The organism is Synechococcus sp. WC10meta (assembly GCF_047461475.1).
Window position 1 is genome coordinate 112485 of sequence record NZ_JANSHF010000002.1, and the last position, 21510, is coordinate 133994.

The 21510-nt window shown below is 60.4% G+C and carries 18 protein-coding genes; 3 read left to right on the forward strand and 15 right to left on the reverse strand.

What is annotated here, in order from left to right:
* Positions 1 to 34: 34 nt before the first annotated feature.
* The 13 genes from NW804_RS01890 to nrdJ form a co-directional block, all read right to left on the reverse strand.
* On the reverse strand, positions 35 to 1963 hold the full coding sequence (locus NW804_RS01890; RefSeq protein WP_414422714.1) for an SH3 domain-containing protein: 1929 nt from the start codon (positions 1961 to 1963) through the stop codon (positions 35 to 37).
* A gap of 195 nt (positions 1964 to 2158) precedes the next feature.
* Complete coding sequence (locus NW804_RS01895) at positions 2159 to 3196, reverse strand: hypothetical protein (protein WP_414422715.1); 1038 nt, start codon at positions 3194 to 3196, stop codon at positions 2159 to 2161.
* Between the two features lie 14 nt (positions 3197 to 3210).
* Entirely contained in the window at positions 3211 to 3774 is a 564-nt protein-coding gene (locus NW804_RS01900; RefSeq protein ID WP_414393219.1) for a hypothetical protein, read from the reverse strand.
* Positions 3775 to 3785: 11 nt separating this feature from the next.
* Positions 3786 to 4484: an orotidine-5'-phosphate decarboxylase gene (gene pyrF / locus NW804_RS01905; RefSeq protein WP_414422716.1), complete on the reverse strand. Its 699-nt coding sequence runs from the start codon at positions 4482 to 4484 to the stop codon at positions 3786 to 3788.
* Between the two features lie 20 nt (positions 4485 to 4504).
* The gene (locus tag NW804_RS01910) at positions 4505 to 4924 is read right to left on the reverse strand and encodes a DUF6464 family protein (RefSeq protein WP_414422717.1); all 420 of its coding nucleotides are present in this window, start codon (positions 4922 to 4924) and stop codon (positions 4505 to 4507) included.
* A gap of 312 nt (positions 4925 to 5236) precedes the next feature.
* The gene (locus NW804_RS01915; RefSeq protein WP_414422718.1) at positions 5237 to 6061 is read right to left on the reverse strand and encodes a polyphenol oxidase family protein; all 825 of its coding nucleotides are present in this window, start codon (positions 6059 to 6061) and stop codon (positions 5237 to 5239) included.
* The gene (locus NW804_RS01920) at positions 6058 to 6465 is read right to left on the reverse strand and encodes a DUF3119 family protein (protein ID WP_414409694.1); all 408 of its coding nucleotides are present in this window, start codon (positions 6463 to 6465) and stop codon (positions 6058 to 6060) included. Before NW804_RS01920 ends, NW804_RS01915 begins: the two co-directional genes overlap by 4 nt.
* 70 nt (positions 6466 to 6535) lie before the next feature.
* Complete coding sequence (locus tag NW804_RS01925; RefSeq protein WP_414422719.1) at positions 6536 to 7768, reverse strand: hypothetical protein; 1233 nt, start codon at positions 7766 to 7768, stop codon at positions 6536 to 6538.
* A 54-nt stretch (positions 7769 to 7822) separates the two neighbouring features.
* A complete protein-coding gene (locus NW804_RS01930) occupies positions 7823 to 8023 on the reverse strand; it encodes a hypothetical protein (protein ID WP_414405478.1) in 201 nt (66 codons plus the stop codon).
* A gap of 53 nt (positions 8024 to 8076) precedes the next feature.
* A complete protein-coding gene (locus NW804_RS01935) occupies positions 8077 to 10266 on the reverse strand; it encodes an argonaute PAZ domain-containing protein (RefSeq protein ID WP_414422747.1) in 2190 nt (729 codons plus the stop codon).
* A gap of 76 nt (positions 10267 to 10342) precedes the next feature.
* Entirely contained in the window at positions 10343 to 10813 is a 471-nt protein-coding gene (locus NW804_RS01940) for a hypothetical protein (protein ID WP_414405476.1), read from the reverse strand.
* A 34-nt stretch (positions 10814 to 10847) separates the two neighbouring features.
* Positions 10848 to 11948 (reverse strand): hypothetical protein, encoded by a 1101-nt coding sequence (locus NW804_RS01945; protein WP_414422720.1) that lies wholly within the window; start codon positions 11946 to 11948, stop codon positions 10848 to 10850.
* Positions 11949 to 12104: 156 nt separating this feature from the next.
* Positions 12105 to 15584, reverse strand: a complete 3480-nt coding sequence (nrdJ, locus tag NW804_RS01950; protein ID WP_414422721.1) for a ribonucleoside-triphosphate reductase, adenosylcobalamin-dependent — start codon at positions 15582 to 15584, stop codon at positions 12105 to 12107.
* 230 nt (positions 15585 to 15814) lie between these two features.
* Here nrdJ and NW804_RS01955 point away from each other — a divergent pair, with 230 nt between their 5' ends.
* The 3 genes from NW804_RS01955 (at position 15815) to NW804_RS01965 (ending at position 19725) form a co-directional block, all read left to right on the forward strand.
* Positions 15815 to 17029 (forward strand): site-2 protease family protein, encoded by a 1215-nt coding sequence (locus NW804_RS01955; protein WP_414422722.1) that lies wholly within the window; start codon positions 15815 to 15817, stop codon positions 17027 to 17029.
* A 91-nt stretch (positions 17030 to 17120) separates the two neighbouring features.
* Positions 17121 to 18428 carry a M16 family metallopeptidase gene (locus NW804_RS01960; RefSeq protein WP_414422723.1) on the forward strand — a complete coding sequence of 436 codons (1308 nt, stop codon included), beginning with the start codon at positions 17121 to 17123 and terminating at the stop codon, positions 18426 to 18428.
* A gap of 34 nt (positions 18429 to 18462) precedes the next feature.
* Positions 18463 to 19725 (forward strand): M16 family metallopeptidase, encoded by a 1263-nt coding sequence (locus tag NW804_RS01965; protein ID WP_414422724.1) that lies wholly within the window; start codon positions 18463 to 18465, stop codon positions 19723 to 19725.
* A 356-nt stretch (positions 19726 to 20081) separates the two neighbouring features.
* Here NW804_RS01965 and NW804_RS01970 read toward each other — a convergent pair whose 3' ends face one another.
* Both NW804_RS01970 and hisIE read right to left on the reverse strand, forming a co-directional pair.
* Positions 20082 to 20750, reverse strand: a complete 669-nt coding sequence (locus NW804_RS01970; RefSeq protein ID WP_414422725.1) for a DUF1997 domain-containing protein — start codon at positions 20748 to 20750, stop codon at positions 20082 to 20084.
* Positions 20710 to 21384 carry a bifunctional phosphoribosyl-AMP cyclohydrolase/phosphoribosyl-ATP diphosphatase HisIE gene (gene hisIE, locus NW804_RS01975; RefSeq protein ID WP_414422726.1) on the reverse strand — a complete coding sequence of 225 codons (675 nt, stop codon included), beginning with the start codon at positions 21382 to 21384 and terminating at the stop codon, positions 20710 to 20712. The genes NW804_RS01970 and hisIE overlap by 41 nt, the downstream gene beginning before the upstream one ends.
* Positions 21385 to 21510: the final 126 nt, after the last annotated feature.

Below are 21510 nucleotides of genomic sequence, written 5' to 3' on the forward strand. Positions count from 1 at the left end.
CTATTGCCTAGGCAAGGCAAATGGCAGAAGAGGCTTAGAGTCGCTCAACCAGGCGAGTTGAGCCCGATTGAGCGGCAATCCACCCTCCTGGCGCCCCCTCTTGCTCGACGCGCAACCAGACAGGTACCTGTCCTTCACCTACTCGCACCTCTACCACCCGCAGTAAAGCTTGGCGGGGGGCCGTCCCGACAATGGCTCCGCTTAGGCTAGGCTGCTGGCGGATATTGATGCCATCGTTGGAGATCACCCGCACCCGTTGGACTCCTTGCCACTCAGCCAGGGGGCCAATCAACTCAGGCTCAGGCGAGGGCTTGGCCTGATCCGAATTCTCAAGAGTAACCGGTGGCTGCTCCAGTTGCACCTGGGGCTGTTCCAGCGGCGGTGGTGGGGTGAACAGGCTGCGCAGTATCTGCCAGCTAACCACGAGGGAGAGAATGCCCCCGCCGACCACGGCAGCCAAACGAAGGTGGAGGGAGGAGGCAGGACGCTCAGGCCGACTTCGTCTAGAACCCAAGTGGCTGCGGTGGTGACGCTCCACCTCCTGCAATCCCCTCTTGTAGGCCTGAAGGCTCCCTTCTGATGGGGGAGAGCTGGCTGGCTCCCCGTCCCATGGAGCAGGCCACTTGGGCAAGTGCGACGGCTCTTGGGAAACTCCCTGCGGGAAGGGAGCAGGCGGGTGATTAGCACCCCCAGCAGCGGGCGGTTGGGATAGAGGCAGGGTAGGAGGTGGAGATAGGGTACCTGCTGGCGAGCTCTCGCGGCTAGGCATCTCGTCCAGGTAAGCCTGCACCTGAGGGTTGTCGAAGTAGGCTTTCAGGCTAGCCTGGGCAGGATCCAAGGCGTAAAACTCTGGGAATACCTCATCCTGGAACCACTTTTCCGTAAAGCGACAGAGGCCTGGCAATTGATCCGGGGATCCGGCAGAGTGCTCCTCAATAAACTGCAAGGCTTCGGTTTCCTGACTGGCGCGTAGGTGACTAAGGGCTTCTTCAGTTTGCCCCAACAACAAGCTGCAGATAGCTTGCTCCAGATGCACATCTTGCCGCTGGGCGAGGCGAACCAGGTAGCCGCGCGCCCGCCGCACTAGAGCTGGCCGTTTCTCCACGTAGCCCGCTGTCAGCAGCACCTGCGCAGCCAAGTAGGCAGCGACCAAGGAAGGGCGCTCCGCCTCTTGCTCAAAAAGCTCCTGCTGTTCTTGCAGGGTGAGGTAGCGGCGCACGCGCTGGATGAAGCGTAAGAAATCTTCCGTACTCAAGCCAGAGCCATCTTGCCCACCGCCCTCAATGCCGCCCCGCTCGTCGAGCATGGCCTTGAGGAGAGCCAGCCCCTGCTGCCGCGCCAGGGCAGGAGCTGCAGCTACTCCTTTGCCCATGGCAGCTGGGGCATTGGGGTCAAGGAGCTGCAAAATGCGGTAGGGGCGCAGCTTGCCCAGGTCGATGCGGAGCTCTGCCTGGAGCTGAGGAAAAGCCTGACACTCCTCCAGTTCGGCCAAGCCTGTCTGCAAAGAGTGCGCGGCTTCTTCATAGGCTCCTTGTCGCCAGGCTTCCCGGCCTAGCTCTAAACGGGCCACGGCCCGCCCCAAAATGGCATCAGAACGGGCGGGGTGTCCTTGATCAAGCATTTGCTGAGCCAAGCTTAAAGCCGCTGGGTACTCTCCAACTTCACAGCACAGGCACAGCACTCCCGGCAGAAGGGCCTCGTCCACCGTCAGGGTGGGATGCGCTAGGGTTAGGTGTTCGTCGTAGCTGCGCCGTGCCTCAGGGTCGAGCAGCACAGAAGCGGCCTCCTGGACAAGCTGGGCACGAGCCTCCACGGCCTGCGGCGAGAACCCCACTAGCCAAGAACGTTCGCCTGGCCTGAGCTCGCGGCGCTCTTGGTAAGCCTGTTCGATCTGATGCTTGTCTGCCCGTGGCGACAGCATCAAGATTCGGTAGTAGTCGAGGGGCACCCGCACCGTCATCATCTCTTACGTTGTTCTCCTGCTTGGGTCGTCGGGGTGGCGTTTTTGAACACCTGACCCGCCTCGACCTTAACTGTAGTCCTTTTCCTTAACAAAAGGGATCCCCCTAGAAGACCTGGGGCAAGAGGCTAAGGGTCTAACTTGGGGCGCCTCAGCGCTCGGGTTTGGAGCTGGGATCCCTCAGCGAGTAAGAGTGCCCTAGGCCAACGCTTGCCACGACAGCAAGAACGAGCTGACCAAAAGCAGGGATCCCAACAGCCGCCGCCAGCCCCTCCAGGGAATCTCCGCCAAGACACCGCCAGCGCTCAGGCACAAGAAGGGCAGGGCCACTAGGCCCCAGCGGGCGCTTTGTTGCAGGAGGTACAGGGGCGGCTCCCCCCGACCCTCCAGCCAAGTTGCTAGCAGGCCCATCCAGAGGGCATGGCCCAAGCCGGCCAGGCTGAGCAAAGTTTGTTGGCGTTCTTCCCAAGGCCAGCCCAGCCGCACCAAGGCTAGCCCTAGGGGCAACATCAAAGTAGCCAGCGTAGGCAGGCCAGTTGGGCCTCTGGGCGAATAGGATCCCATGGCTGGAGAGAGAGTCTCTGTTCCCCGGAAGCGATCCCCAAGCCCCTCCGCTCCCCCGAGCCAGGAGAGGCCCATCACCAACAGCAGCAAGGCTGATCCCTGCAACCCTTGCCGCGGCCGGTGTTGGCTAATCCACAGCAGCGCCCAGAGCAAGGCCAAGGGCCAAACTCGGTAGCTCAGCCCACAGGCCAGCGCCAACCCCTCCCAGCGCAGGCGGGATCCCGGCCTAATGCCGCTGCTAGTTAGTAAGACCAGGAGAGCGAGGATCTCGCTGCTCGGCTCCAACCCCTGGGTCAGCACCCAGGGGCTAAGCCCCCACAGGCCGGCGCTCCAGAAATTGCCCCAGCTCCAACACAACAGTAGGATGGCCAGACAGGCTAGGGTCGACAAGGTTGCCAGCAGTCCTTGCGGCGGGATCCCGCTTTTTTGCCCTAGCCAAGGCAAAAGTCTCTCTGCCAGCCAGTGGTAGAGGGGGAGTTCCAGCGGAGCAAGGGATCCCCCAGAGCTACTGGCAGGCAAAACGCGCCACCACGCTTCCTGAGCCGGTTCTGCTAGAAGGCGAAGCCGTTGCCCAAAGAGCAGTCCCACTCCCCCACACAGCAGGCAGGGGCCTATCCAACTCAGCTTGGCCGGCTGCCGGCGCCGGAGTAGCCGTTTGCCCTGAGGAGGCATGGCGGGAGGAAACCTCACGGAGAAGAGGGCCTAGTCAACTCTAGATCGCCTGCTGAGGGACACCCCGACTGCTGCCAGCGGCGGATAGCTTGGGCGGTGAGCCCGTTTGTAACATCGCGAACGGGGATCCCGGCTCCAGTTACTCGGAGGCGCACCAACTGCCAGGGGTCTCCTGGTTTATCCCGCAATACACAGGCCTCATAGGCCAGATGCAGGGTTTCGCTGCGCCGTCCCGCTAGCGGGTTGTCCGGCTGCGGCGGCTGCCGAGGGAGAACCAAGCGGCGCTCCAGCGTGGTGAAGTAGAGGCAAAAGCCCTGGGCAGTGGAAGCGGCTGGGCTATCCGCCAACTCCTTGGCAGCAAGAGGCTCGACCTGCGGCTGACCCACGAGCACCACCTGAAACTCTGAGCGGGAGCGGCTCAGGGCTAAATTGAGAAACAAAGGCAACTGGGCCGTCAGGGCCTCAGACCAAGTGTGGGGATCGCTGGCACAGACTTCTCCCCTGGCTAGTGTAGGAGCCAGGCCGGACAGTCCCAAAACCACTGCTAGAGCGGCTCCCCGCCTGCCTCCCAACGCCATTTCCCCAACCCTCAGCCCGCAGTCTCCACCAGCGCCTGGAAGCGTTGCCAGGCTGCCAGAGGATCGGTAGCTGCCGTGATGGGGCGACCCACCACCAGATAGTCCGCCCCCGCCTGCAGAGCTGTTGCAGGGCTACAGACCCGCCGCTGGTCGTCCCCCGCCTCTGGATCCCCCAGTCGGATCCCTGGGGTTACCAGCAGAACCTTCGGCCCCAGAGCTTGGCGCAGCCGCCCTACCTCCTGGGGAGAACAGACCAGCCCCGTCAAGCCCTGTTCCAAGGCCAGCTGGGCCAACTGCAACACATAGTCGCCGGGATCCCGCTCGATGCCCAGCTCCCGCCGCACCTGTTCAGGGCCAAGGCTGGTTAAAAGGGTAACTGCTAACAGCCGACAGGAACTGCCCTGGACGGCCGTTGCGGCTGAGTGCAACATGGCGCTCCCGCCGGCCGCATGGACGGTCAGCAAATCCACCCCATGGCCAACGGCTACTTGGACTGCCCGCCCCACTGTGCGAGGAATGTCGTGCAGCTTGAGATCCAAGAAAATGCGCTTGCCCCGCTCCTTCAGGGCTTGCAGAATTGGAGGGCCAACTGCCGTAAACAGCTCCAGGCCCACCTTCCACCACTGCACCTGGGGTAAGCGCTCCACCCACTCCAGCGCCTCCTCAAGGGAGGAGGTATCTAGAGCAACAATAAGGCGGCTATCCTGCATAGCCCACGCCCTCAGGCCGGCTAGCGCGTAGAGCCCTCCTCCCGCGGCTCATAGTGAGGACAGCCCTTGCAAGGGCCATAGGGGTTGACGGCACAGCGCAGTTGCGGGGAAAGGGCATTGTAGCGACAGGTGGGATCCCCAATCCAGCCAGGCGGCGAAGCGATATAGGTATAGACAACTACGCCTCCAAATCCCCAGGGGCTAACGAAAAAGCGGCTGGTGCTAAAGGACTGCCCCTCGGCAGGGTTAGACGCTTCCTCTGGGCGCTCGGGTTCCTCCTCCAGCCGCCAAAAGGTTTCCCACTGCCTGAGGGTTTGCTCGATAGGGGTGGCCAGCTGTTCTCCCAGCTCCCTCAAGGCGGCTTCTAGAGCAGCAAGGCCTGCCTCTGCCGCCTGCCTAAAGGCTGCCACCCATTCTTCCAAGAGCTTCTCCCAATCCATGCTGCAGCGACCTGAGGGCTTCCTTTAATACCCTAACTGCTTGCTTAGGCGATACGGCTAACTTCCTCTGACAGTTGCCCCTGCAGACATTGGCGCGGGTATGCCACTTCGCCCGCCTCTGCGCCGAGGGAATGCTGGGCTCGCGACTTGAATTCTTCTCAAGGTTTAGTTGCCGTACGCTGTCGCGGTTGAAGCCTGTCACAGAGGTCTGGGCCGCGGCTTGGCCACCAACAAGCAAGAGGGACAAAGCTATCCACGATAATCCCCCAAGGGCAGCACGGCGCATCTTGGGACTGGGCAGCGGAGGGCTGTTCAATCATAGCAGCTCTCTTGGGCAGCTGGCGGCTTGTCCAAGGCCGCTTTGGGCAGCCCAATCCCCGACCACTGCACGCAACGGCGGCCCTCTTCATCCTCCAGGGATCCCTCGCGGCGATAGGAAAAGAAATCCTGGGGCTGGCCAAAGGTGCAGTGGGGACTGATGGCAATGTGCTCAGGCGGGATCCCTTGCGCTTGGGCCTGGGCAGAGTTGACCCAGCGCAGATCCAGGCGAACCTTGCCAGGGATGGGATCAGGCCAGAGGGCAAGCTGCGGATCCACGCCTGCCGGCAGCGCCTGCAGCACCTTGTCAGCCACTGCTTGGGAAACTTGGTAAGCTGGCCCGGAAATAGCTGGCCCCAGGGCAATGCGGATTTCCTCGGCAGGGATCCCCCCCCCAAGAAAGACCTGGAGCACCTTGGGCAAGATGCCGGCAGCCGTCCCCCTCCAGCCAGCGTGAACTGCTGCCACCCACCGGCGACTGGCAACCAGAATCGGCACACAGTCAGCAGTACCAACCCAGGCAGAGTCTTCTGGGCAGCGGGCAATTACGGCATCGACTGCAGGACGCTGAACCCTGCTTTCTGCTTTCCCTGCCGGGATCGTGGTGAGGGCATCGGCCCACATCCACTGACAGCCGTGGACCTGGTGGCCCCAAGCTGCCCGTTCGGGGGTCAGCCGCAGCTGCTCAGCCAGTTCAGCCGGTTGATAGAAGGAGCTGCGCCGGCACCCAAAAGCATGCGGCCAGTCTGCCAAGAGCTGACACTGCAGCCAACGCCACCCCCCTTGCTCTTGCCAAACCCAGCCCTCCGAACTGCTCATCGGCCCACGCCGCGAAAAGGGGATCTCTGGGCGTGCAGATGTCCCACGTGCTCCTCTAGGCAAAGTCGCAGCTCAACTGGGTTAAAGAGCATTGGCAGAAAGTGGATGCCTCGGTTTTCCCGGAAGAAAAAGAGAATGGGTACAGGCCGCCAGAAAATCTGCCAATCCTGCCACTCGCTGTAGGGGAACTCGCGGATGCGCCGGGAGCCGCTGTAGACTTGCAGGGCTGTGCGGGTAAAGGCCAGCCCGATAAGACAAGTCTGCACCAGCAAAAACAGGCCAAACAATCCCATGGCCAGCCCTGCCCAAAGCGAAAGCCAAAACAGCGGCACTGCCAAAACCAACACTGCCAGACTGAGGCGAAAGTCGGGGGTCAACAAATGGGCAGAGTAGGGTTTGATCACGCCTTGCTTCTCCTCCGGATCCCAGGGCTATTCTAGCCCCTCCCAACAGCGCTCCCTGGGGTTTCCCCACCTAATCTCCAAAGAGCTTGATGGCCGGCGGCCTGGGATCGAAGACCTCATTGGGATCCACCCGCGGCTGCCCCACCCCTTGCAGGGGATAGAGAGGACGACCCGTGTCGAATTGAAAGAGATAGATGGGCAACTGACTGCTCCCCAAAGACAAAAAGGCCACGGTATCGATCTGGGTGAGAGCATTGCGGCTGGCCGGTCGGGTGAGGTTAAAGGCGGCGATGCGGTCTTCCAAGGGGGTCTCTGCAGCAGTGCGTCTGCCCAGGCCAATTCTAAACTGCTGGTTCCCCTGCTCATCCACCCCCAAGACCTGCACATCCCCCAGCTCCAGTTGGGGCGCGCTTTCCGGCAGGCCGGCCACCACTGGCGGCGCATCCAGCGGCGGCTGCGAGGGCAAAAAGCGCAACTGCACTCCTTCCGGCAAGATGCGATAGTCCTGGTAGTCGTGCCGGATGGCAAGGGATCCTCTGAACACGCGGCGGGTCAGGCCCTCCAGCGTCCAAAACCCATAGCTCAGGTTGATGCGGGTGCTCTCCGGCAGCCAATAGCGAAGGCCTCCCTCGGGCGCGGGCACTGCCGTAAACCCCATGAGGACGTAGGCCTGTCCCCACACCCCTGACAAAAACAAGAGCACCTGCCGCGGCAGCCCCGACTCCGGATCTAGCCATAGCTCCCGCACCTGGCCTTTTTGAAGGGGTTCCAGGCGCAAGTGCTGGACAGGGGATCCCGCCAGATCCGCCCGTTCTGAGGAGAGGACGCGGTAGCGGGTGGGATCAGCCTCTAAGTGAAAGTTCACCGAGGGCAGGAGCGCTTCGGGCCGGCTCACGTACACCGAATACAGCCTGAGTAAGTCCGATTGGTTCACCGCTTCCAGTTGCCGCGAATCCAACAGGCGGACGCGATCCCCTTCGGCTACCCAAGCCTGCCAACTGCCGTCGCGGCGGCGGAGCACATCCAGGGTGGCTGTAAAGGTTTGGGATCCCTCGACCCGCACCTGCTGGCGGTACTGCAAGTTGGGCAAAGGGGGCAGTTGCTTCAAAGCAGCGTTGTAGCGCTCCAGCCAAAGCTGGGGATCCTGGTCAGAGCCTCTCGAGGAAATGAGCTCCGCTTGGGCCAAAGCCAAATCTGCTGAGGGTAAGCCAACTAGCCCCGCAAGCAAAAGCACAACCCCGCCCAGATAGCCATAGAGGGATCCCTGCCGTCGCCACCTTCTTACAGATTGTCCGGGGGACATCAGCTCACCTTGGCCTACTTTGCTGAATGGGGAGGCTCTCTCCTGTCTCCATGCCTACTCAATGGCAATAGACTGGGGGCCTTGCGTGGAGGCAGGCGGATCCTCCACCCTCAAGCCCTGCGACTCTAGCCAACTGCGCAGCGGATCCTGCCTTACATCCAAACGCAGCAGGCCGCTGAGAAAGCCCCCGCAGAAGACAACAGGGTTGCTCAGAAAAGTCTTCCAGACCTCGTTGTGAGTAAACATAGTTGGCATCTCAAACCCTTCCCCATCCTAGCAGGGCCCACAGGGAAGAACCCCCTACCCTGCTAGACGGCAATCAATTTCTGGCGATCTATGTTTTGCAGGACACTGAAGATGTTGCTGCCGAGGTTCTGGAACTCCTTGCCGCTCTTGTCAGCAAAATGAAGTACCCAGGGAAGCCTACAGGCTTGGAATCCACTGGCAGGATGAAGCTGGGAAAGGTGGTAAGTCTGCAGGGCCAAGATCTCCAAAGGCGTACTGCCATATTCGTGGACAACTCGCAGGGGTCTTGCGCTACCAATGGAGCCCGTGCCTTCCCTGCTAATGGGCTGGCTTGTGACCAGAGTAAACGACTTTCGCGAGTAGTCGAAAACAACAGTACCTATTTTGGCATCTTCGTACTTACCTTCTTCCTCTATCCCCATCCTTCCTGTACCGCTTTTGCGTATTCCGACAACATCCACAGCAATCTTTTCTTTTTCTAACTCCTTAATTGTCTTTCCAAATTCACCTTCCTGCACTAAACCATCCCTCATTAAGAGAACCTTGGTGGGATATCGACTGAGCTTTTTATGAAACTTATTGACAAGTTTGGACACAGTCTGATAAATTGCATCACCAGAGAAGGTTTCTCCTCTTTGCACAGCAGGGAGCTCCCAACCTAAGCTCTGCCCATCAGCAAGAACAGCGAAGGCAGAGGCTCCGTAGTACAGCTGTCGATCGGTTCCCACATCGAAGCCGATGATCAGCTCAGGGCGTTCAGGATGGTCGAGGGGTTCCAGGAGTACGGGCTGCCATGCTGCCTTGCACAGAAGGCCTAGGACGACGTTTAGGGCTTTGTAGGAATCAGCGCCAGGGATCATAAACTGAGTTGCTATCCCCGCTTCGAGAGCCTCCACACGGATCTTTTGCTTGTCCTCATTGGGTGGCCACGGCATAACGACCAAAACGGTTTTGATCCCTTGCTCAGCCCAGCTTTGCCAGAATCTTTTTCGGGCGAGCTCGTTCTTAGGCAAGTAGTCCTGCCGAGTAGCATAGAAGTCTACGTCGACTTTTACTCCGCTTTTTTGGGCTACCTCAAGCAAGCACTTGCGCACTTCGCTAGGATACTCTTGCTTGTCGTCGCAGAGGTTTAGACATCCAAACTTAGTCTCGCCTACCTTCGCACATCCCTGGTACCTAACCCGGGCGGGATTTTGGACTTGCCTGTGACCCGATCCCAATAGCTTTGGCTTGGGCAAGATGTAGCCCTTAGTCTTCAGTGGTTCAATTTCCCTTCTGATAAGGTTGTAGACGCTCTCTATAATAGTCTTTGCTGTCTTTTTAGACTCTTGCAGTCGTTCTTGTAAACTTTTTCTAATACGCTCGGTAACAGCGGTGCTAACCTTTTTAGCGAGGCTACTGTTGCACTCTAGACTGGCTAGTATTTCCAAGGTTAGGACAGGCGATAGTCTTCGAGAAAGATGGGGAAAACGCCCTTCCCTTGAAGCTACCTCGACTACCCAAGAGCTTTCCACCTCTTCTAGAGGAGCATTGTATTTTCGCAAATGAAACTCCGCCAGACTAATGTTCAGCCCTGCCAGCGGAACCTCCCACGGCGACCGGTTGGAAAGAATACCCAGATATTTCCAAGTCCGGTGTTTATCGTATGTGTTCCGAACCAACTTGATTGGAACATCTGGATAGTTTTCCAGCCATTCATGCAAAGTCCACGGTGTGTAGAGACGGTAATGAATATCGACTTCTAAATAAAGCTTTCCGTCTGTTTCAACAGCAACATCTATCATTCTTCCTCTGTGGATTTCCCAGCCATCCCCGAAAAGTTCTACCCCTTCCTGACTAGTAATCCACCAGAGCAAGCCTCCCCCTGTTGATTCAACTTCAGTTTTTTTGAACAGAGACTTAAGGCGGGACTCTATCCTCTTGCGCTCAAAGCTTTCGAGAGCGCTTCTTTCTTGGACATCGGTACAGGTTAAAACCCTAGGCCCTAGCTCTTCTAACTCCCAACCCTCTGTCCTGAGCTTACTGGTTGGAACTTTTTCCTGAGTTATAATTCGATTTCCCAGACGAACAGCTAGCACTTCTAGCTGATTACAGATCCTGGAGATTTTGGAAAAAGTTTTCCGCACATCCTCTGGCTCTGGGAGGGGGTTTGGCCTACAGTTGTACTCATAAAAGGTGAGGTCTTCCTGAGTTAGCTCCTTAACAAGAAAGCGATTGAGGATAACTGGGACTTCCTGCTGAAGCAGTCTCATTGGCAAACTCTGAGTTCAAGCTTCTCTCTAGAATAAGCCCTAATTTTCCCGATCGCGCCTTGGGGATCCCCCTAGGTTAGAGCTGAAACAACTCGGGCGGAGCCAGGTCGTGGCTAAGCGCCTCAGCCTCAAAGTGGCCGCTCATGCCCACCACCTGCCACTCAGCACTGCGATTCCCCTGACGGAAGCGCAGCCGTCGAGCCCGCAACGGCACCACAGCTACAACTTCTACTGGAAATTGTTGGTATTCGCCCAAGTACTCCCGGTAGTCCGGCGGCAGGTCGGCACTGCTTTCGATTTGAATCCAAAACACCCGCCCTGCCTGGTTGCCGTAAGCGCGGATCTGCTCCTGACCCTGGTACTGCTCCACGCCGCGTAGCCGCTGCCGCCCCACTTGCATAGACTGAGCCCACTCCGGCAAGGGATCTCCCAAACCAATTGGCCAGGCCGGCCCGCCCAACCCCAGCCAACACACTAGGAGCAGAACCCAGATCCAGGGCCAGCGACGTGCCCTTCTGCGCGCAGGGATCCCGTCCTGGGCAAGCATTGGTTTCCTCCCCAGTTCAACTCAAAACTTGGTCTCAACGCAGGCGAAAGCCAATCCGACCACGTTCACTATCGAAAGCAACGTCGGCGTTGAAAAACAGGGGCATGCCCAACAGTTGCACGCTCTGGTTGCCGTTGACAAAGATCCGATCCCGGCTGGGCGTTACCGGAAAGCCAACCCGGATGCGGTAGTCAAAGGCTCCTCCCAGCACAGCTCGCCACTCCGAGCCTGGGGGTAGGGTAGCGGTGGGAAAAGGAGCGGATCCCAATAGTCGAACGTTGAGGAAGATGTCGGAAGCGCCGCTGTCAAATACGGTGGGGCTGAGGACATTTTGGATAGAAGTATTGCTGATGCTGTAGGCCACTTGCAGAGCTTCATCCCGCCAGATGGGCGTGCCATCGGGAAAGCTTCCCAACTGGGGCAGTTGCCGAAAACTGAAGCCAGCGGTGTTGGCCTCGGTCAGGCCGACGGTGAAAAGGCCCTGAGCAGACTCAAAGCCGCCGGTTTGGATGATGTACCCCGAGCGAAAATTGCCCGGCAGGCGAGTGAGGGGGCTAAACAGGTCGCGATTAGGGCTGCGCTCGTCCAAAGAGGTGCCCAGGATCCCGGCAAAGGGCCGCCCTGGTCCAAACAGCCTGTCGGAACAGCTGGCCACCAGCGGCTCCACACAGGTAATTTGGTCAATCAACTGAATTGTGACTGGCTCTCGACTTTGGATCCCACCCAAGCTGAAGGGAGCGCGAGCCAGCACACCGATAAATTGCGTGCCATCGGCGAAGGTTACCGTGGAAGGGATCCCCGTCCGCTCTAAGCCAAAGCGCCCTGCCACCGACGACAGAATACGCAGCCCTGCTGAGCCGGTATCCAGAAGCACTTCAGCCTCGCTCCCAGCCACACCCACTGTCAAGCCCAGCAACTTAAAGCGGCTGGTGCCCAGAGTGCGCACCGCTAGAGGAATCGACCGGCTGCCCGGCTCAGGCGGAGGAGGGATCAATCCAGGAGGGGAGGTCCCAGAGCCCTTGAGGCTAGAACAGGCGATCCCCAGCAGCACCACCAGCGCCAGCACCAGCCCCCTCAGCCTGCGCCAGGTTTCCCTTGTCCAGGCTTTCCTCGGGAGCTGCGCTCCTGTCTGCATCAGATCCTCCAGCCACCAAACGCTCGAGCAGGGAAAACCGGACTGTGCCAACCCCCCCTGCCCCTAGCTTGCCGAGGGGGCTGCCAAGGCGCGCAGTGCTCGGATTCCCGGCCAAGAACAGTGTAGCCAGAGCCCGAGGCGGGATCCCCCCCTCTGCTAGCGGGACGGGTTCTCGCCCTGCGGGCTAGCCTCCGGCATCAGACAGCCGAGGGCATCACACCCTGCTGGCCCCTCTGCTATTAGGGCGAGGTTGCGGTCATAGCGCGCCAGCGCCTCGTAAAAGTTGTCGGTCTTTCGTCTTTGCTTGACCTCGGCCATCAGCCGCTCGTAGGTGGCCTTGTCGATTTTCTCGAAGGGCAAGCGGGGGAAGGGAGCGTCGAAGCGGGCCAGCAGTGCTGCGCTGATGTAGCCCTCGTCGTCGCGGATGGCCTCGTAAATGCGGGATCCCAGCGCTTCGATCTCGTCCTCGCGCAGCTCGATGGTGGCGGAGGTGTTGTGGGTGGTGTAGTACTTTTGCACCTGCATGTAGAAGTCAAACTGAGCCAGGGCAGAGAAGCGCTCAACCTCAATCTCCTCGGCGCCCGGCAAATTGGCCCACTCCACCTCCACCGGCAGCTCTACCAACCACTCGGTGCAGCGGGGATCAAAGGGGTCGTTGAGCAGGTTGCCGTGCTCATCCTTGTCCGACTGGGCGGGCACCACCGAGTAGCCGTAGTCCAGGCAGGCCAGGGCCACGGGGTCGTTTTTGGCAAAGGTGATGCGGCGAATGTAGCGCTGGGCCTTGGGCGGGTGCCAGCCAGGGGAGGCGTTGGTCAGGAGCGACTTGGTGCCGGCAGGTTGAACGGTGGTGCAGCGGTTGGGGCGGCGCAACCCGTGACGGTCGCAGTAGTCCCAAACCACGCGGTGAACGACCTCCTTCCAGAAGCTGAGGTATTCCCGCTCCTGCTGCTTAAACTCCCGCCCCAGAGGCGTATCGGGCCTCCCTTCCTGCCACCAGCGCAGCCAGTCCACCCCAAAGGCTTTGACGCAAAAGTCAAATAGACCAGTAAACGAGACGCCGACAATGGGATCCCATTCCCTTGAGCGCTGGAAGCGGGGCTCAACAAAGCGGTGGTGCAATAGCGCCGCAGCCGACAGGGCCCCTGCCGTAAAGGCCTCCTCTTGCTCCTGGCGGTTGTGGGGATCTAGCCGGTTGAGGTGGATCTCGGCCAGATTGCAGTGGAAGTCGCATCCGATGATCTCACCGCAGTTGTGGACAACCAACCCATTGGCATCAAAGCAGCTTGGGCCGGGCACGGTGCAGTCATAGACCGGTTCCACGCCGTCAGGCTCCAGGGCTGCAACTGTAACCGTAAACCGCTCCCGGTTGAGCCGGCGCTGGTCGCTGCCGAGCAGTTCACCTAGCTTCTGAGCTTTGCGCGGTTCTCGAAAGCCCACCACTGCCTGAAACTGGTGCAGGTTGTCCCCGCTAATGACCAGCTCGTGCTGCACCTTGCAGGCGTAGGGGGCTGGCTGGCGCTTGCTATCAGGCAGCAGACGATACCCAGCGGGACGGCGATTCTCGTAGATGACCGAGACAATCCCTAGACGCGCCAGCATGCGCTGCACAGCTTTGAGGGTGTCCAGGTTGCTTTGGGAAAGCCGCACACTAACTCCCTTCTCTTGACCGCCCTGCACACTGCCGTCTGCGTCAAACAGGCCGCACAAAAAGCCGCGGTGGAAATCAAAGCTTGTGGCTTCCAGTGCCGCAGTCATTTTCTTCTGTCCTGGAGCCATGCCGAACTTAGCCGCCAGTCTCGCCAAGCCGGTGGAATGGATAACCCGGCACTTCAGCTTGGGGTGATAACAGGTCTCTGGCCGGCGAGGTTCGTACCCTACCGCAGCCTGCAGCAACCGAGCCGCGTGTAGGCTCATCTCCTGCTGCGTATCCTGCCAATAGCGCAGTACAGCCGTGTCATTCCACTGGGTTGTGGCAAGGCTGCCGTCGCCCAGCAAATGCCCCAAGAGCCAGCCTTCCTCCCAGGTCCCCTCACCATCCCAGGGGGTTAGGTCGCGATGGTTGTGCAGCAGAATGCGGTCGCCCGGGCGGAGCTCTTCTGCCGGCACCCATTCCGTGTATTGCGCCTTTGGAGTCTGGGCAATGACTTTGAGAACACGATGGTTGCCCGTCAGCCGAAGAGAAAATCCCTCCTGGGTCACCAGCTTGAGCACGGGCTTGGTGCCGGAGTAGAAAAACCCCTCTGGGGTCGTGCTGAATAGCTCGCCGTTGACGTAGGTGCTGTGCTGCTTGCCAATAAGGTCTTTCACCTGGCGCGGGCCGTCGCCCGTGTGGATCCAAGTGTCTGCGGTAACGCAGGGGTTCAGCCCATACCGTTGCACCCTATGCCACGTTGGCGGTTGGACAGACGGAGAGCTACTAGCTGCCTGCCGCTCCTCTATCCAGCGCCTAGCTCCCTCGGGTCCCTCCGAGGCATAGACGTTGAGGAACTCCCGCTTCAGCTCGGGGGTGTTGATTAGGTCGGCGTTGGCCCGCGCTACGGCTTCCCCAGCCCACTGGATAGCCCCCTCGCCGGAGTAAAACTGCTTGCGCACGGCAGCAATGCACTCTTCCCGCGTTGGCTTGCGGTGAAATACCCGGGTGTGGTTGGCCATGCGCAGGGCATCTCGCTCAGGGTCAATTCTCCAGTTGCCCTGCTCGTCCTGCTGCCAGAGATTGTCTTTGGCGCTAGATCCCAGCTCGTCGTCGGCGGCAAACTGGCGCATACCTGCACTACGGCGGATATTCCCCGCCACCACCGTTGCGGCCGCCTCGTCAATGAGCAGGCAGCACTCCACCGAGTTCAGTTGCCTGCCCACGGCTTTGTTGAGGATGGCGGCACAGCGCTGGTACAAGCCGGGCAGCTTGATGGGGTTGGCCACGCCCCCAAACCCTTTTAGCCGCTCCCCAGCGGGGCGCACATGGCTGAGATCCACCGTCACCTCCACCTGACCCCCAAAACTGGGATCCGCCGCCAGCTCCAAGAGAGCTTGGTAAGACTCCACCCAGCCGCGGCGGCTATCGCCCACCTGGATGTGCACGTGAGAGCCCTGGCGCTGGATGCGGGTGTGTTCCTGCCGCGCTTCGGGGGGGGTGGCACCAATGGATCCTACTACCTGCACCTCTAGGCGGTTGAGGATGGGGGGCAACTGGCTGATGAACTGAGGCTCCAGCACCGCTCCCGTGCCACAGCCCATCATGGCCAGATCCATCATCAGGCCAAAGGAGCGCCAGTCCACCACGGTGAGGCTAGTGCAGTTGTAGGCGCCGGAGTAGTTTTCCGGCTTCTGGATCCACTCGGTGCCCATCACCCACAGGGCCCGACCTGAGATCAACGCTTTCAACTGCCGCTGCAGACGTTCCAACAGCTCCCGCTCCTGGGGAGTAAGGCGCCCTAGGCGGGCAATATCGGCCAGGGTGCGATCGCAGACGTCACTCCAAGTCTCGCGGCTGCCATCGGGGCGGCGCCGACTATAGGTGCGGTAGAACACTGGGGCAGCCGTTGGGGCTGTCGCGGGGAACTCGTCTACAAAACCTGGCGCTTGTTCCTGGGGCGAGGGTACCGCTTTGCTCTGCTCGTAGGAGGAAGTCGATACCATAGCTGTTTCCGTCGTCCCCCAGAAAGAGGGACAAAAAAATAGGGTCACTGTGGCTAACCCGGCCGCTCTAGCAGGGTTGCCTGGTTTGCTGGACAGCTACCCAGGGTACCACAAGGATTCGCTGCGAAGTCCCGGAAAGGGCTAGAGTGGAAAGAAAGGGATCCCAAGGAGAAAGGTTGCCTGCTGTCCTAAAAGCCCTCCTGGGCAAGAGCTGTGTAGGAGTTAAGGCCATGACCAGTCGCCTGCGCATCGGGAATTTGTGGGGGATCCCCTTGTTCCTCGACTACACCTGGTTTCCAGCGGCTCTGCTGCTGGTGCTCTCCTACGGGGTGGTGCCAGCGGTGGGGCTTTTTCTTTCGCTATTGGCCCATGAGTTGGCCCACAGCCTAGTCGCCCGGGCCTATGGAGTACGGGTGAGCTCCATCACCCTGTTCATCTTTGGCGGCATGGCGGCCATTGAGCGGGAAGTGCCTCGCCCCCTGGGCGCCTTTTGGGTGGCTTTGGCAGGGCCCCTTCTCAGTTTGGGCTTGTTTGTCCTCTTCAGCGTGGCTGGAGCTTGGGTTGGGCCAGGGTCGCCGCTGACCTCAATGCTTGCCAGCTTGGCTGCCATCAACCTAGTGATTGCCCTGTTTAACCTGCTGCCAGGGCTGCCCCTGGATGGGGGGCAGATGCTTAAAGCAGCCATCTGGGGTTGGACAGGGGATCGGCAAAAGGGCATGTTGTGGGCAGCTCGAGCTGGCCAGGGAGTGGGCTGGGGCTTGGTGGGCCTGGGTCTAGTAGTGGTATTTTTGGGGAGCCTCAATGGCCTTTGGACGGGGCTAATTGGCTTGTTTATTTTAAATAGCGCCCGTCGCTACGAGCAGTATGCGCAGCTGCAGCGGGTGTTGGCTCGCCTGAAGGCCGCAGATGTCATGAGCCGCCGCTTTCGCGTGGTGGATGCGGGCATGAGCCTGCGGGAGTTTGTCGATCGCTACCTGATCCCTGCCTCCCTCCAGCCAGAGACCGCAGGAGGCGTTCAGGAAGTGTACTTTGCCGAGGAAGACGGTCGCTACCGGGGCCTGGTTAGGCCGGAACTGCTCAACGACATCGAGCGCAGCCAGTGGGATCACCTCACCCTCAAAGCCATTCTCAAGCCAATGGAGCAACTTCAAGGGGTGCGGGAGGAAACTCCCATTGTCCAGGTCATCCAGATGATGGGCCAGGCGGAGTCGCGCCGAGTCTTGGTCTTCACCCCCAGCGGCGCCATTGCCGGCCTGATCGATCGGGGAGACGTGGTGGCCGTAGCCGCGCGGGAGCTGGGAGTGACCCTGCCTAAGGAAGTGGTGCAGCGGGTGCGTGAAAGTGAAGAATGGCCGCCTGGCTTTCAGGTAGAAGAGAGCCTAGTTGGCGAGGGATCCCCCAGCTTGTTGCGGCCAGGATCAACGGATACCCCTTCCCAAGACTAGTAAAGATGAACCCAATTGCTCCCTGAAGGCTCTCAGCGGCGGTTGTGCGAGTAAGATTAAGTTTGTTCCCTGCTGATTAAGAACTTTGACCTTGAGCCGCGCACCGCGTCTTCTTCCTGCTTACACCCATCGCCTAAACAACGGGCTAAGCGTCATTCTTCACCCCCTTCCCATTGCCGATTCGGCCACGGTGGACGTCTGGGTCCAAACAGGCGGGCGCAACGAGCCGCCGCAGTGGCTGGGCATATCCCACTTTCTGGAGCACATGGTCTTTAAGGGCAGCGAGCGGCTGGCCCCCGGGGAGCTGGATCGGGTTATTGAAGGGCGGGGAGGGATCACCAACGCTGCCACTGGCCAGGATTACACCCACTACTACATCACCGTAGCTGCCACCGACCTGCCGGATACCTTGCCCTATCTGGCGGAGGCAGTGTTGCGGGCCAGGATCCCTCCGGAGGAGATGGAGCGGGAGCGCCAGGTGGTTTTGGAGGAGATTCGCCGCGCTGCCGACAACCTAGGGCACACGGCCTATCAGCTTCTCCTGGAAACTGCCTTTGGGGTGGAGCACCCCTATGGGCGACCCGTGCTGGGCACGCCAGAAAGCCTGATGGGGTTGACCCCAGAGCTGCTACGCGCCTACCACCGCGGCTGGTACCGACCCGAGTACATGACGGTGGTGGTGACGGGAGGCATTGATCCGGACCAGGTGCTGGCGCTCGTGGAAAGAGAGTTTGGGGATCCTGCCAGCGGCTCTGCCTGGACAAGGCCCCCAATCCCGCCTCAGCCTCGTCCCCAAGGGATCCTGCGCCGCGAGAGCACCCATACCCGCCTGGAGCAGGCTCGTCTAAAATTGGCCTGGCCCACCGTCAGCCTCGAGGCCTGGGAGCAGGTTTGCGGCCTGGAGCTGTTGGCCGCGGTACTGGGGGGAGGCCGTACTTCGCGGCTGGTGCATCTGTTGCGAGAGCAGCGCGGCTGGGTGAGGAGGGTGGGCTGTTCTTCACTGGTGCTGAAAGAGGGGGGGCTTTTTTGCATTAGTGCTCGCCTGGAAGTGGAAAACCTGGAGCGGGTGGAGGCAACAATCTTGCGCGAGATTGAGAAGCTGCAGCAGGAGGGTATCGGTCAGGCTGAGCTAGATCGAGCGCGGCGCCTGCTGACCCACGAACTCCTCTTCTCTGCCGAGTCGCCTAGCCAACTGGCAAGCATCTACGGCTACTACGAGACCCTGGTTGGGGTGCAGCGCCTGCAGGAGTACCTGGAGCTGTTGCAAGCGTTTACCCCAGCCCAAGTCCGTGAGCTAGCTCAGCAGTACCTCTCTCCGGAGGCTTACGTGGTGGTCTTGCTCAAGCCGGCTGCCTCTGGCGCTGCTGCAGCTTCGGAGCTGCAACTGGCCTGCCGGTAGATCCCTTGCCCCTAGGAGCTTCCCTCTCTTTGCCATGCAACGTGGCCGTTTACAGCGCCTTCGCCTGAGCAACGGCATCACGCTGCTGTTGGGCCAGAATCCGGCAACGGAAATCCTGGCTGCTCACTGTTTTTTTCGCGGCGGCAGCCGGGTGGAGCGACCGCAGCAGGCAGGCTTGAGCCACTTGCTGGCGGCTGTCCTCACCAAGGGCACCCAGCAGCGCGACTCCCAGGCCATTGCTGCCTGGGTGGAATCCCTAGGGGCTGGGCTTGGGGTGGAAAGCTCTGCCGACTGTCTCGAGGTCGCGCTACAGTGTGTGGCGGCTGATTTCCCCGAGCTGCTGAGGTTGCTTGCGGAAATCCTCCGGGAGCCCAGCTTTCCGGAAGCGGAGGTAGAGCGCGAGCGGGAGCTGCTGTTGCAGACCATTCGCGCCCAACAGGAGCGACCCTTCAGCCTTGCCTTCAACCAGGTTCAGCAGACCCTCTATGGGGATCACCCCTATGCCCTTCCCGAGCTGGGATGGCTGGAGACGGTGGGATCCCTGACCCGGGAGGACTTGCTGGTCTACCACGCCACCTACTGCCGCCCGGAGGGAATGGTGATGGCGGTAATCGGTCCAGAGCTGCCGGAGACGATGGCGGCCCAAGTGGAAGCTGTCCTGGGAGATTGGGTGAGCGCCAGCCCGCCTGCCCCTGAACTAGACCTGTCGCTGCCCCCTTTGGAGAAGCCGCAACTGCGAAAGCTATTCCAACCCACCCAGCAGACAACGATTGTGCTTGGCTTTCGCGGATCCCCCGCTGCTTCTGCGGATTATCCGGCCCTGAAGCTGCTGGCCACTTACCTAGGCAGCGGCCTGTCCAGCCGCCTGTTTGTGGAGCTGCGGGAGCGCAGTGGCCTGGCCTATGAGGTCTCGGCCTTCTTTGCCACCCGCCGGGATCCTGCCCCTTTTGTGGCCTACCTGGGCACGGCAGCGGAGAACACTCCAGTGGCCCTGGAGCGCCTCCAGGCGGAGATCCATCGCCTACACAAAACCCTCCTTAGCGATGAGGAAGTGGAGATGGCCCAGCGCAAGCTGTTGGGCCAACATGCCCTCAGCAAACAGACCAACGCCCAGGTGGCGCAGCTGGCCGGCTGGTACGAGATTCTGGGCCTGGGCATGGAGTTCGACCAGCAGTATTTGCAGAGGGTGAGGCAGCTCACACCTGCCCAGCTCCAGCAGGCCGCAAAAACCTACCTAGTTAACGCAGCCATTGCTCTGGTGGGGCCGGAAGAAGCTCTGGCAGGGGTTGAATGGTAGGCACGTGCCCCAATAAGGGGTTGGCATTCTCCCCAACCCTGGAGGTGGGATTCTTTACTTACTCCTTGCAGGCTACACCGGTGCGCCGAGGTGGATGCCACCACCTACCCCTGAAGGGCGCTATTCTCCCGTTACCGCGGTCTGCCCACCTCTTGCGCAGCGCGGGGAGACCCAAGCGAGGTTCGGCGGGAACAGGATTCAGTTTTGGCAGCGGCTGTCTCTTCCACGGCACAACTAGCGGAGGATTTCCGCGTCTGATGGTTCCTCCGCACCTCCCATCAAGGTCGTGTTTTTGAGGACAGCACGACGTTTACACCGGCTGGCGGGAAAGGCCGAGCAGCCTGCCCGCAACGGCATCACGCCCTATCCTCCACCGTAACCAAGCGATAGGGGTGATGGGGACGACCAACGGAGCGGTAGAAATCGCTGCAGACATTGTGAGTAAAGCGATTGCTGAGGCTGCGGGTAACCTGCTGCACCACTTGGCTGCCCACTCCCTGAACCAACTTGCGCGGCAGAACGTGCAAAAACTTGGGCAAATGCAGGCGCACATCCAGATGGAGATCCCAGTGGACACGGGTGGTGGCAGGGGATCCCGGCAGCTCCTCCAGCCGGAAGCTGGCCTGACAATCCACCCGATAGGGCAGGGCAGCATCCCCCGGCAGCTCAATGGAGGTGAGCCGAAATAGGTAATCTTCCTCCGGCCAAATCTTGATCCCAAAGCTGGGCTCCAGCTCAAATCCTAGGCCGCCCATGCGGAAGAACTGCAGCCTGTAGGTTTCAGCAGAGAGGGGCTCCACTCGCAACGGCTGGAAGCAGCGCTGGATCCACTGGCCATGGCCCCGCAGGTAACAAGCCAACGTCTCCCGATCGGTTTCCAGATCCACCTGGCCCCGTCGCCCGGCCTGCAACTCCAAGGGGGTCTTGGCTGGGGGCTGATCCATCTCCTCCAAAAGCGGCTCCCCTCCCTTGGACAGAGCACCTTCACTGAGGGGAACGACGGGCTTGGAGCTGGCGATAGACATCCCGAATATCCACCTGATAGTGAGCAAGAGCCACAAGGCAGTGGTACCAGAGATCCGCCACCTCGCGGGCCAGGGCTGTCTTGTCCCCCTCCTTTGCCGCCATCACCACCTCAGCCGTCTCCTCGCCGAGTTTTTTCAGGATGGCGTTGTCTCCCTTGGCCAGCAGGCTGCTGGTGTAGGAATCGGGCCGGGGATCCGCCTGGCGGGCTTTGACGACGGCAAACACCTGCGACAGGGTATCGGCTGCCGGAATGGGATCCCCTTGCAGCGGGCGGAAGAAGCAGCTCCGTGCCCCCGTGTGGCATGCCGCATCCCCCACCTGCTCCACCAAGATGACCAGCGCGTCGCTGTCGCAGTCGTAGCGGATTTGCTTGACCCACTGGACGTGGCCAGAAGTTTCTCCTTTGGGCCACAGCGCCTGCCGCGAGCGGCTCCAGAACCAGGTGCGGCCTGTTTCCAAAGTTTTTTGCAGGGACTCCCGGTTCATCCAGGCCATCATCAGCACCGTCCCATCCAGGTAGTCCTGCACGATGGCCGGGATCAAACCCTGTTCGTTGTAGCGGAGGCTGTCTAGACGAGCAACCTCTGCTTGTAGAAGAGGGCGAGGCAGATCTGCTGAAGCAGAAGAAGCCATAGGAAGCAGCAGAAAAGTATTGAAAGCAAGATAGCAAAACCAGCTTCAGAAAGGATATCCCTCCAGGTCCCAACCCCCCTTGGCCACTTTCAACAGTCGCAATCAGCCCGGCTGCTGTCAGAACCC

Excerpts from the sequence above, each read along its gene's own strand:
- NW804_RS01955 (WP_414422722.1), top strand. The coding sequence starts at position 15,815 with ATGACCAGTCGCCTGCGCATCGGGAATTTGTGGGGGATCCCCTTGTTC.
- NW804_RS01900 (WP_414393219.1), bottom strand. The coding sequence starts at position 3,774 with ATGGCGTTGGGAGGCAGGCGGGGAGCCGCTCTAGCAGTGGTTTTGGGA.
- NW804_RS01965 (WP_414422724.1), top strand. The coding sequence starts at position 18,463 with ATGCAACGTGGCCGTTTACAGCGCCTTCGCCTGAGCAACGGCATCACG.
- hisIE (WP_414422726.1), bottom strand. The coding sequence starts at position 21,384 with ATGGCTTCTTCTGCTTCAGCAGATCTGCCTCGCCCTCTTCTACAAGCA.
- NW804_RS01910 (WP_414422717.1), bottom strand. The coding sequence starts at position 4,924 with ATGGATTGGGAGAAGCTCTTGGAAGAATGGGTGGCAGCCTTTAGGCAG.
- NW804_RS01940 (WP_414405476.1), bottom strand. The coding sequence starts at position 10,813 with ATGCTTGCCCAGGACGGGATCCCTGCGCGCAGAAGGGCACGTCGCTGG.
- nrdJ (WP_414422721.1), bottom strand. The coding sequence starts at position 15,584 with ATGGTATCGACTTCCTCCTACGAGCAGAGCAAAGCGGTACCCTCGCCC.
- NW804_RS01935 (WP_414422747.1), bottom strand. The coding sequence starts at position 10,266 with ATGAGACTGCTTCAGCAGGAAGTCCCAGTTATCCTCAATCGCTTTCTT.
- NW804_RS01915 (WP_414422718.1), bottom strand. The coding sequence starts at position 6,061 with ATGAGCAGTTCGGAGGGCTGGGTTTGGCAAGAGCAAGGGGGGTGGCGT.
- pyrF (WP_414422716.1), bottom strand. The coding sequence starts at position 4,484 with ATGCAGGATAGCCGCCTTATTGTTGCTCTAGATACCTCCTCCCTTGAG.
- NW804_RS01890 (WP_414422714.1), bottom strand. The coding sequence starts at position 1,963 with ATGATGACGGTGCGGGTGCCCCTCGACTACTACCGAATCTTGATGCTG.
- NW804_RS01970 (WP_414422725.1), bottom strand. The coding sequence starts at position 20,750 with ATGTCTATCGCCAGCTCCAAGCCCGTCGTTCCCCTCAGTGAAGGTGCT.
- NW804_RS01945 (WP_414422720.1), bottom strand. The coding sequence starts at position 11,948 with ATGCAGACAGGAGCGCAGCTCCCGAGGAAAGCCTGGACAAGGGAAACC.
- NW804_RS01925 (WP_414422719.1), bottom strand. The coding sequence starts at position 7,768 with ATGTCCCCCGGACAATCTGTAAGAAGGTGGCGACGGCAGGGATCCCTC.
- NW804_RS01930 (WP_414405478.1), bottom strand. The coding sequence starts at position 8,023 with ATGCCAACTATGTTTACTCACAACGAGGTCTGGAAGACTTTTCTGAGC.
- NW804_RS01895 (WP_414422715.1), bottom strand. The coding sequence starts at position 3,196 with ATGCCTCCTCAGGGCAAACGGCTACTCCGGCGCCGGCAGCCGGCCAAG.